This is a genomic window from Sedimentimonas flavescens (genome assembly GCF_025154035.1).
GTDB classification, from domain to species: Bacteria; Pseudomonadota; Alphaproteobacteria; order Rhodobacterales; family Rhodobacteraceae; genus Rhodobacter; species Rhodobacter flavescens.
The window spans coordinates 1-10,018 of the sequence record NZ_JAOALJ010000011.1 but is presented as its reverse complement, the minus strand read 5'-3'; the positions used below and the strand labels follow the sequence as shown (position 1 = coordinate 10,018).

Genomic DNA, 10,018 nt, shown 5'->3' with positions numbered 1-10,018 from the left:
AGCCGCGCCAGACCCCGCCTCGGGGCGCAGTTTGTTGCGGTTCACGCCGGGCGCATGATTCGCGCCGCGTTTTGATGGCAATCTGGGGTATTCGGCATTTGGATTCGGGTTAGGACATTGAATTCATGAGAGTAATTCATCGTCATGATGCTATTGAACTTTGGCGCTTTTCTTGACAAGATTCACATATGGCCGTCTTGCGCGCGAAAATTGGAAAGCGTTGCAGTTGACGGCTTTTTCTTTTCCTGACTGACGGGATCTTCTGATCGCACCGGCGCGAACCGGTGCGTTTATGATCTCGTGTCGTCATCTCCCCAACTTCAATGACCAGACAGATCCCCCTGCCGCGCGCCGCGTTGGTGGGCTCTGCAGGTCTGTCCGAAGAGGTAATCCATGCAAAACTCCGTCATGCTTGTCGCCGTATCAGATTTGAAGCCCTGGGCGCGTAACGCGCGCAAACATTCGAAGAAGCAACTGAAGCAGATCGCGCAGTCGATCGAGACCTTCGGGTTCACCAATCCCATCCTAATCGATCAGTCGAATACGATCCTCGCTGGCCATGGCCGGGTCGAGGCGGCGAAGTTCCTGGGCCTTGCTCAGGTGCCGTGCCTCAGGATCGAGCATATGACTCCTGCAGAAAAGCGGGCCTATGTCATTGCTGACAATAAGCTCGCGTTGAACGCGGGCTGGGACGAGGATCTTCTGGCTGAAGAGCTCAAGGAGCTTCTTGAGATCATGGATCTGGGCTTCGAAATCGGCGTAATCGGCTTCGAGGTGGCCGAGATCGACAGCCTGATCGAGGGGCTCGCTCCCGAAGAACCCGACGACCCGGAGGATGACCTCTGTCCCGAGATCGCGCCGCGCCGAGTCGAGGTGGGAGATCTGTGGCAGTTGGGGCCACATCGGCTCATCTGCGGGGATGCGCTCGATCCGAGCACTTTCGATCTCCTCATGGGAGACGAGCGCGCCCGGATGGTCTTTGCCGATCCACCTTACAATGTGAAGATCGATGGCCATGTCGGCGGTGCGGGTAAGGTGAAGCATCGCGAGTTCGCGATGGCCGCGGGCGAGATGAGCGAGGCCGAATTGACACAATCCTTGCGCAAAATGGCCGAGCACAGCTGTGACGGCTCTATTCATTTCGTCTGCATGGATTGGCGACACATGCGCGAGATACTGGCGGCGGGCGAGGCGGTCTATGACGAGCTCAAGAACTTGATCGTCTGGGCAAAGGATAACGGCGGCATGGGCAGCTTCTATCGCTCGCGCCACGAGCTGATCTTCGCCTTCAAGAAGGGCGCCGCGCCGCATACGAACAGCTTCGAACTCGGTCAGCACGGGCGCTACCGGACCAATGTCTGGAACTACCGGGGCGTCAACACGATGCGGAAGGGGCGGATGGACGAGCTTCGGCTGCACCCGACCGTCAAGCCAGTGCAAATGATCGCCGATGCGATCCGCGATGTCTCGGGGCGCGGCGAGATCGTCCTCGATGCGTTCGGGGGCTCCGGCTCGACATTGATCGCGGCCCATAAAACGGGACGTCGCGCCAGGTTGGTCGAACTCGACCCGATCTACTGTGACCGGATTCTTGCAAGGTGGGAGAGCTTCGCCAAGGACGCGGCAGAGCCGCTTGTCTGTGGCTGGCCTCGCTCGACCCTCAAAGTGGAGGCCGCACGATGACACGCAAGCGTGGCGGGAAGGGCACGTTCGCCGGCAAGTCTGGGTACGAGGTGGGATATGGCAAACCGCCCGAGAAGAGCCGGTTTCAAAAAGGCCAGTCCGGGAACCCGCGCGGTCGTCCGAAGGGCAGCAAAAACAAGGTTCCTGGCCCGCATGAGGAGCGGATGAAGGCGATTATTCTCTTGGAGGCCTATCGCAGCATCAAGTTGCGGGACGGGACACGCAATGTCTCGGTTCCGATGGTTCAGGCGGTGATGCGATCCGTGACGGTGAACGCGGTGAAGGGCCAGCACCGCGCGCAGCGCCTCTTTGCCGAGCTTCTCGCTTCGGTCGAGGCGAGCAGAAAATTGCACAGCGACGAAACTTTCAAATCCGCGTTGGACTATAAGATTACATGGGAGCGGGAACTCAATCGGCGGGCCCGGCTCGGGATTACCGATTTGCCTGAGCCCGTGCCGCATCCCGATCACATCATGCTCGACATGGACGCGGGCGAGGTGCGCGTGCTGGGGCCGCTCACCCAGGCGGAAAAGGACGTTCTGGAGAATTTACGTCGTCGCAAGGACGCTCTGGACGCGGAACTCGTCGCCATCGCGGAGATGCTTGAGACCGAAAGCGAGCAAGGGATGCGTGACATGCTTGAGCGCGATGCAGAGCGGACACGCACGCTTCTCAGGGCCATCGAACGTGGTCTCGCGGCGATACCCAAGCCTGGCTCTACACGACTTCTGGGCCCGACCGAATGAAACGACAGTAACTTGGTGGAGCTGCCGCGCGTGCTCTCGGCTCGCACCAGTTTTGGGGGCTAGGATTTCCATCAGGCTCATAACCTGAAGGCCGTAGGTTCAAATTCTACCCCCGCAACAAAATATACTACATAAGATCAACGCGTTGCACGCCGTCTAAGGGCGGCTTCTTGCGTTGCGGGTTCGGCGCTGGAAGCACTCTGGAAGCAAGTGGGGCGTAATTCCAACCCTTGCAAATCCGCAACAGGTCAAGTCTCCTAGGATCATTGCATGAGTGATGCTGTGACCCCCGACATTCATCCAGCTGATGCCGGAGTCCGCGGTTGAGTTTGGCGCTGTTGCGCCGCGGGAGCAATGGGCGAACGGCGGAACGGTTCCGTTGCGTGGAGCCGGTCGCCCATTGCGGTGAGTTGGGCCGCGAAGGCGGCGGGGGTCTGGTAGCTCAGGGCCGAGTGTGGGCGCTCGGCGTTATAATCGGCCACCCAGTCCGCAACGACGGCGCGGGCGTGGTCAAGCCCGTGAAACAGCGTCTCGTTCAATAGCTCGTCCCGCATCTTCGAATTGAAGGCTTCGCAGATCCCGTTCTGCATCGGCTTGCCGGGCGCGATGAAGTGCCACGACACGCCAGCTTCCTCGGTCCAGGCCAGCATCGCGTTCGAGGTGAACTCGGTTCCATGATCGCTGACGATCAAGCCCGGCTTGCCGCGCCGCGCGATCACCGCGGAGAGCTCGCGCGCGACCCTGCGGCCCGAGATCGAGGTATCGACCACCGCAGCCAGGCATTCCTTGGTCACGTCGTCGATCACATTGAAGACGCGAAACCGACGCCCCTGCGCGAACTGGTCGTGCACGAAATCGACCGACCAGCGGGCGTTGGGAACTGCGACGGTCAGCAGCGGCGCCCTTGTCCCGGTCGCCTTCTTCCGCCCCCGTCTCTTGCGCACCGACAAGCCTTCCTCGCGATAAAGCCTCTGGGTCTTCTTCCGGTTCATCACCGACCCCTCTCTTCTCAGCAGCACATGCAGCCGCCGATAGCCGAACCTGCGGCGTTCGCCCGCGAGCGTCCGCATCCGCTCGCGCAGCCCGCCATCGTCGGGCCGTCGGCTGCGGTAGCGAACCGAGGTTCGGTCCGCACCGATCACGGAACACGCCCGCCGCTCGCTCATCTCGTGCAATTCCACGAGGATCGCGACGGCCTCGCGCCTGGCGGCGGGCGTCACCACTTTCGGCTAAGGAGATCCTTCAGCGCGGCCTAGTCGAGCAGGGCATCCGCCAAAAGGCGCTTCAGCTTGGCGTTCTCGTCCTCAAGCGCTTTCAGCCGCTTCGCGTCCGAGACCTCCATGCCCCCGAACTTCGCCTTCCAGGCGTAGAACGTGGAATTGCTGATCCCGTGCCGACGGCAGAGATCGGCGGTCTTCGCCCCTGCCTCGGCCTCCCTCAGCATGTCGATGATCTGGGCTTCGTTGAACTTCGATGGCTTCATGATCCGGTCCTTCTGTTGGGCCGGACTCTAGCATCAAATGGAGGAACTATCGGGGGTCACAGCACTGCCATCGCGAACTCGCCAGGCCGAAAAGCTGGTAGTCGACATCCTATCCGATCCACTCACTGCCTCCATTCGACAGCACCTCCGCGCCTAGTGACCGACTACTTCCCTCAGCACCTCCCCTGCGGCGCCGTCGGGTGGACGCGCGCCCGCGACTGCCGAAAGCGTTGTCGCCACGTCGACGGTAAGAACCCGTCTGGACACCGGCTGCGGCGTCAGTCCGAAGCCCGCGAAGATGATCGGGACATAGCTGTCATAGCGCCAGGGCGAGCCATGGGTGGCAGTAACCGAAAGCCCGTCGAAGTCGGCGATGAACCACCCAGGATTGAAGACGACGTAGATGTCGCCGGAGCGGTCGGGATTGTAGTTGTTGAGGACAGCGCGGGTTAGCGCGTTGTCTGGAACCGACCCCTCGCGCAGCCGGGCACTCGGCACCGCATAGGCGACGCCGTCGAAGGCAACCAACTCGTCGGCGATGGCGGTTTGCAGTTCGACGGGATCGACACCCTCGATGCTGAGCGCTTCTTCCGCGAGGTTGAGATAGGGGTGGTCGTAGCCCTCGATGAGCTTTCCGGTGATGCCGAACCGTTCGCGGATACGCTCGGCGGCCGCAGCCGTATCCCACTCGTCGGGAGCGACGTAGCCGCCAAGTTGACCGAGTTCCTGAAGATATCCCGGCGCTTCGGGTGTCCCGTGGTCTGCCGAGAGCACGATCAGGGTCCGGTCGAGGCCGATCTCCGCGTCAACGAAGGCAAAGAGGTTCGCCAGAGTCCGGTCGAGTTGCAGCAGGTTGTCTTCGGACTCGAGGCTGGAGGGGCCGAAGAAATGTCCGATATAATCCGTAGCGGAGAAACTGACAGAGAGGTAGTCGGTCACCTCGTCGTCACCGAGCCCCTCGGCAGTAATCAGGGCCTTGGCGAAGTCGGCAGTGATCTGGTCCCCGACGGGGCTGACCGTGAGAAGGGTCGTGAAATAAGGGTCATCTTTGGTCGAGAAGGGATGCGGAAAGACCCGGCCGAAGCCTGCGAATTCCGGCTCCCAGGGCTGGTCGTCGCGCTCTGCGAACAGGTAGCTTTCGATTGGGTGAAGAAGCTCCCAGGCGGTGCCGCTGTAGCGATTGGGCAGGTCCTTTGCGTTCCAGTCAGTCACCCAGTCCGGATAGGCGTCGTAGTAGTAACTCGAGGTCACGAACTGCCCGGCCGCTTTTGAGAACCAGAATGCCTTGCCGGTGTGGCCCGCCATCGAGACCGCGCCTCGGTCCTTCACAGACACGCCGAATACCTTGGCCCGACCTTGCGTCGCGATCGACAGCTCGTCCGAAAAGGTCGTCGTCAGGATTGCCCTCGGCGAGCGGCCGTCGGTGCCCGCCGCAAGCTGCGTGGGGTCGATCTCGGTCTTGGCGCTGACGCCCGCCCCGTCAGAGAGTATCGGATAGTCTGGATCCTCAACGTTGTAGACAGTGCGACCCTCTTTCCTGTCATACCAAAGGTTGCCCACCATCCCGTGCGCGGCGGGGTGCGCGCCGGTCGCAAGCGTGGTGTGGCCGACCACTGTCTCGGTATTGGCGTGGGCGTGGTGTGCGTTGTTGTAGTAGACCCCGTTTTCCATCAGGTAGCGGAACCCGTCCGGGCCGAATTCATCGAAATAACGCTGCAACAGGTCGCCACGCAGCTGATCCACCGTAATCTGGAGGATCAGTCGTGGCTTGCCCTCCGCCGCCGCAGCGTTCGCAGAAAGCAATGCCAGAACGAGGGCACAACCGGCCCTTTGGACAAGTGGCTTTATCAACATTGAAGGCTCCTTCCTCTCGCCGGTCGACCCGCGCGGTGCGCGGGTCGAGAGAGGCGATCAGTCTACGGGTACGATTTCCGGGAAAGACCAGCTTCCATCGAGGATTTCGGCCCGCGGCTCGTACAGACGGACCGTATAGTTCCAGCCCGGCGTGACCGGGATGCAGTTGATCCGCCCGTCCTCGCAGGCGCCGAAATGGATGGTGTAGGAGCCGTCCTTGTTCGGGGTGGCCGAGGTGTTGTTGTAGCTGTTCCGCCCAAGATCGTTGGGCGCGAGGAAACCGTCGGCGTCGTAGATGGTGATCGACCAGAACGCATCCACCGGCACGTCGCGCAGCGTCACGGCATGGGGGGTCTTGCCATCATTCATGGGGACGACGTCAAGGAAGGCCGAGGCCGTCGTGGCCGGCTGCCCAGCCCAACCCGCCATCCCGATCAGGTGGCCCAGCGGGTCTACCTCGTCCTTGCGACCGAAGGCGATGCTGGCATCAAGGCCGACGGCGGAGGCGAGGTCACTGACCGCCTTCCGCGCTGCTGCAAGGCTCTCGAGATCCCAGTCCGGCGCCTCGAAGGGGCCGGTTCCGCCGCCTTCGAGGGTTATTCCGTCCTGCACGGCATGGGCGCGGGCGGCATCGTCGGGATCGCCCGCGTCGATGAAGGTGCGGAACAGGAGCATCGCGAAGCGGGTCCCGACCTCCTCCTCGGTCAGCTTATAGGAACCGGGCTTGGCGTAGGCAAAGTTGTAGTGGTCCTGGCTGATCACCAGCACGGATTGGAACCGCCCGTCGCCCTCGGGCAGCGTCACCGTCACCGGCTCGGACAGGTCGATGATGGCGGCCGAATACAAGGTGTCCTGGTTCGGTCGGATGATCGGCTGCGGCTTGTCGGCGGAGGTTACTTCGCGCTCATGGGCGATCTCTCCGACACCGGTTCCGTTGTTCTGCATGGAGAGCCGGAACATCGTGTCGCTCTCGGCGCGCATGAGGTTCTGGATGGTGATGTCCTCGGCGAGGACTGACGCGGGTGCGCAGAGCGCAATGGCAAGAAGGAGATGTCGCATATTCTCTATCCTTTCTGTCAATTCGCGGGTTCGACGCCGGGGAAGACCCAGCTTCCGTCCAGCACTTCCGGCGCTGCCCGATAGAGCCGCACGGTGTATTGCCAGCCCTCGACGAGCGGCAGGCAGTTCACGCGCCCGTCCTCGCAGCCGCCCAGGTGCACGGTCATGGAGCCGTCGGCATTGCGCTCGCCCGTGACTGAGTTGACAACATAGGCGTCCAAATCATTCGGCGCGAAATAGCGGTCCGCATCGTAAACGCTGACCGACCAGAAATCCTTGACGGGGACCTCGGCAGGTACCTCGATCTTGTATTTCCCGACCGGGAGGTTCGGCGCGATCCCGAGATAGAGCGCCTCATGCTCGGGCAACCCGCCCCAGCCCCCGGCCGTCCCGATGAAATGCCGGACCGGATCGACATCTTCCTTCTTGCCGAACATGCGGAAACTGTCCGGCAGGTAGGCGCCGACGCCGACGGCGGCCCGCACAAGCCCCTTGTAGCTTTCCTCGTCATAGGGCGGCACGACGAAGGGTTCGGACGAGGCGGCATCGATCGACATCTGGTCCTGGAGCGCGTGCACGGCAGCCACGTCCGCAGGGTCGGTCGTATCCAGCAGCACGCGCAGGTAGACCGCGACATAGGGCGTTCCGAACGTGTCCATGTCGAGCGTATAGGTGCCGCCGCCGTGGAAGACCTTGTTGAGGTAGTGATCCTGATTGATGACCATCGCCGACATGTAGCGATCGCCGACATCGGGAAGGGTGAAGGTGGCGCCCTTGCTGATATCGATGATCGCGGTGCTATAGAGCGTATCCCGGTTCGCGCTGATGGTCGTCTGAGCGTCAACAGGCATCACATCGCGGAAGTGGTAGAACTTGTTCACCCCTCCAGAGAGGGCTGCATATTTGCCGAACTCGATGTTTGTCGCAGCACGGATGAAGTTGTCGACGTTGACCGGAATTGCCCCGCCGTTCGCAGGTTGGTCCACTGTGGCTTCGGAACTCTGGGAGTAAACGGGACCTGCGCCGATTGCGGCCAGGAACGCCAGAAATACAAACGCGCGGTTTACCAATTGTCCGCCTCGCATGATGTGTTCACCTCTCATTTTTCACAATCCAAGTCTTCAATTCGGAGGTATTTGAACATAGGGCTGGCAATCATTTTCTGACAAAGCGACGGCATGCGGCAGAAATCGGTGGACATCATCGAACCGGCCGGTGTCGTGGGCATCCTCGACAGCCTAACTCCGAAACACGTGGTCGACCGTACACACCGATCGGCAAGCTTCATCGTGCGATGCTCTTTGACGGAGCCGATTTATGTCCTACGTGGCCGCGGCCGAGTTCTGGAGTCTGTCGGGCGGGATAGGCAATCGCTATCTCGGCGCCAGGGTTGGTCAGGCCTTCGACTACTTGGATTACGGAGCCTATGCGACCGACATGCTGGGCGCCCTCGATCTGAGATCTGCGCTTGATCCCGGCCGCCTTTCGTCGTCGCTGATGTACCCTAACTCAGAAATCGTCATCCGACAGACTGACACGCACGTGATCGTCGGGCGAGATTCGAAGGGGATGTCGGTCGTCGGCCACCGGCAAGAACAAGGCAACCATTCAGCGCGCCATAAAAAGCGGGAAGATTTCTGCGCTCAAGGGTGAGAATGGGTCATATGAAATAGACCCGTCAGAGCTTCACAGAGTTTTCCAACCTGTCGCGCAACGCGTTGCACAAAGAGGCAATGCAACAATACGCAACAGGCAGGATTGCCCCCAGATTTCAAAGCATTGCGGCGTATAGCTGATCTGGAAAAAGAACTTGCCGTGATGGAGGAACGGAAGAGCGGCCTGGAAGAGCATAAGCGCCATCTGACGGATACCGTGGAGGATCTTCGAAAACGCCTCGACAGCTCCGAAGGCCGCGTTCTGGCACTCTTGAACGACCAGAGGCCAAAAGGCTTCTGGAAACGCCTCTTCGGTTAGCGCCTTGGTTCCGGAAAGGCCAATCACCGCATGACACTTGAAAAGTGTAACCCAATGGGGTATATGCAACCATGCAGTCGGTAGCAGAGCCCCCGATCTTCACCCGCCAGACGGAAAGCTCTTCACTGAGGACGAGAAGCGCGAGCTGATCGACTTTCTGGCGGAGAACCCGCTGGCTGGCGCTGAAATCCCGGGAACGGGCGGGGTTCGCAAGGTTCGCTTTGCGGCATCCGGGCGCGGCAAGAGGGGAGGGGCACGGATCATCTACTACTACCTGGATGACACCATGCCGCTCTACGCCCTTCAGGCCTATGCGAAGAACGATCAGGGCGACATGACGCCCGACGAAAAGCGCGCCGTTTCCGCATTGGCGGCGGCGCTCAAGGCAACCCGGAAGGAGAAGAGATGAGCACCTTCGGCGATGATCTGATCCAGGCAATGACCGAAGCCCTTGCCCATGCCAAGGGCGAAGGCCCCGCGATTGTCCATGACCCCATCGCCCCGCGGGAAGTGCGGGAACACGCCCGGCTGACGCAGGCGCAGATGGCCCCGCTGATGGGCATGAGCCTGTCCGGCTACCGGAAGTGGGAACAGGGGCAACGCCGGATCAGCGGACCGGCGGCAAACTTGTTGCGGTTGATTCAGCGAGAGCCGGAAGCGGTGCGGCGCGCGCTGTTATCATGAACACCTCTAGCTCCCTGCGCATCTTCTTCTCAAGTATTGCGGCAAGCTGGACAGATCACCATACTAGCGACCGGAAGTGATCCCAACGAGGATGATACAGCCGTGGAGATAATTTTGGATGCGATGGCTGACTGGTTTCAGAAGTCCATAAAAAATAAACCAGTCCGATGGGTTGCAATATCTATTGTTTCGGCCCTTGGAATATTCTTCGCTTTCGCTGAATGGTATGGAGGTGCTAAATGACTGAAATTGAAGGAAGCCTCACCGGACTGAGCATTGGCATTCCAAACTTTGGATCCGGGCCCAATATATCAAATTTACAACTTGCAATAAACTTCCCGAGCGGTCTCGCAAATTGGAATCCGCCGCAGACCGCCATAGTTTCTCACTATGACCCGACCGTGGGCGAAACTGTATCGACCCAGCGGAATCTGCTCAGGTTAAGCCGCTAATGTGAATGCCTCGGCCGGTGTGCGCATGGCAAGGGCCTGATGAGGGCGGCGGTGGTTGTAGAAGGCGATCCAGTCGCCGATGA

The 10,018-nt window shown here is 60.7% G+C and carries 10 protein-coding genes and 1 pseudogene; 5 read left to right on the top strand and 6 right to left on the bottom strand.

Going from position 1 to position 10,018, the window contains the following annotated elements; all coding sequences use genetic code 11:
• Positions 1-393: 393 nt before the first annotated feature.
• Together N3C64_RS15155 and N3C64_RS15150 are read left to right on the top strand one after the other, a co-directional pair.
• Positions 394-1,683, top strand: coding sequence for a site-specific DNA-methyltransferase (locus tag N3C64_RS15155; RefSeq protein ID WP_260015094.1), 1,290 nt, complete (start codon positions 394-396; stop codon positions 1,681-1,683).
• Positions 1,680-2,429 (top strand): DUF5681 domain-containing protein, encoded by a 750-nt coding sequence (locus tag N3C64_RS15150; protein WP_260015093.1) that lies wholly within the window; start codon positions 1,680-1,682, stop codon positions 2,427-2,429. The genes N3C64_RS15155 and N3C64_RS15150 overlap by 4 nt, the downstream gene beginning before the upstream one ends.
• A gap of 296 nt (positions 2,430-2,725) precedes the next feature.
• Here N3C64_RS15150 and N3C64_RS15145 read toward each other — a convergent pair.
• From N3C64_RS15145 to N3C64_RS15130, 4 genes and pseudogenes are all read right to left on the bottom strand, one after another.
• Positions 2,726-3,912, bottom strand: a pseudogene (locus N3C64_RS15145) (IS3 family transposase).
• A gap of 153 nt (positions 3,913-4,065) precedes the next feature.
• On the bottom strand, positions 4,066-5,715 hold the full coding sequence (locus N3C64_RS15140) for an alkaline phosphatase family protein (RefSeq protein ID WP_260015092.1): 1,650 nt from the start codon (positions 5,713-5,715) through the stop codon (positions 4,066-4,068).
• Between the two features lie 108 nt (positions 5,716-5,823).
• Positions 5,824-6,825 carry a DUF1214 domain-containing protein gene (locus N3C64_RS15135; RefSeq protein WP_260015091.1) on the bottom strand — a complete coding sequence of 334 codons (1,002 nt, stop codon included), beginning with the start codon at positions 6,823-6,825 and terminating at the stop codon, positions 5,824-5,826.
• A gap of 17 nt (positions 6,826-6,842) precedes the next feature.
• Positions 6,843-7,811, bottom strand: a complete 969-nt coding sequence (locus tag N3C64_RS15130; protein ID WP_260015090.1) for a DUF1214 domain-containing protein — start codon at positions 7,809-7,811, stop codon at positions 6,843-6,845.
• Positions 7,812-8,142: 331 nt separating this feature from the next.
• Between N3C64_RS15130 and N3C64_RS15125 the strand changes: the two genes are divergently transcribed.
• On the top strand, positions 8,143-8,478 hold the full coding sequence (locus N3C64_RS15125; RefSeq protein ID WP_260015089.1) for a hypothetical protein: 336 nt from the start codon (positions 8,143-8,145) through the stop codon (positions 8,476-8,478).
• A gap of 33 nt (positions 8,479-8,511) precedes the next feature.
• On the opposite strand, the gene N3C64_RS15120 is transcribed toward N3C64_RS15125, so the two are convergent.
• Positions 8,512-8,826 carry a hypothetical protein gene (locus tag N3C64_RS15120; protein WP_260015088.1) on the bottom strand — a complete coding sequence of 105 codons (315 nt, stop codon included), beginning with the start codon at positions 8,824-8,826 and terminating at the stop codon, positions 8,512-8,514.
• Positions 8,827-8,836: 10 nt separating this feature from the next.
• Between N3C64_RS15120 and N3C64_RS15115 the strand changes: the two genes are divergently transcribed.
• Both N3C64_RS15115 and N3C64_RS15110 read left to right on the top strand, forming a co-directional pair.
• The gene (locus tag N3C64_RS15115; protein WP_260015087.1) at positions 8,837-9,208 is read left to right on the top strand and encodes a type II toxin-antitoxin system RelE/ParE family toxin; all 372 of its coding nucleotides are present in this window, start codon (positions 8,837-8,839) and stop codon (positions 9,206-9,208) included.
• Positions 9,205-9,483 carry a helix-turn-helix domain-containing protein gene (locus N3C64_RS15110; RefSeq protein ID WP_260015086.1) on the top strand — a complete coding sequence of 93 codons (279 nt, stop codon included), beginning with the start codon at positions 9,205-9,207 and terminating at the stop codon, positions 9,481-9,483. Before N3C64_RS15115 ends, N3C64_RS15110 begins: the two co-directional genes overlap by 4 nt.
• 440 nt (positions 9,484-9,923) lie before the next feature.
• Here N3C64_RS15110 and N3C64_RS15285 read toward each other — a convergent pair whose 3' ends face one another.
• Positions 9,924-10,016 carry an integrase core domain-containing protein gene (locus N3C64_RS15285; RefSeq protein ID WP_375546091.1) on the bottom strand — a complete coding sequence of 31 codons (93 nt, stop codon included), beginning with the start codon at positions 10,014-10,016 and terminating at the stop codon, positions 9,924-9,926.
• Between the last annotated feature and the right edge of the window lie 2 nt (positions 10,017-10,018).

Coding starts and splice junctions, on each gene's coding strand:
- N3C64_RS15135 (WP_260015091.1), bottom strand. CDS start 6,825: ATGCGACATCTCCTTCTTGCCATTGCGCTCTGCGCACCCGCGTCAGTC.
- N3C64_RS15155 (WP_260015094.1), top strand. CDS start 394: ATGCAAAACTCCGTCATGCTTGTCGCCGTATCAGATTTGAAGCCCTGG.
- N3C64_RS15125 (WP_260015089.1), top strand. CDS start 8,143: ATGTCCTACGTGGCCGCGGCCGAGTTCTGGAGTCTGTCGGGCGGGATA.
- N3C64_RS15150 (WP_260015093.1), top strand. CDS start 1,680: ATGACACGCAAGCGTGGCGGGAAGGGCACGTTCGCCGGCAAGTCTGGG.
- N3C64_RS15110 (WP_260015086.1), top strand. CDS start 9,205: ATGAGCACCTTCGGCGATGATCTGATCCAGGCAATGACCGAAGCCCTT.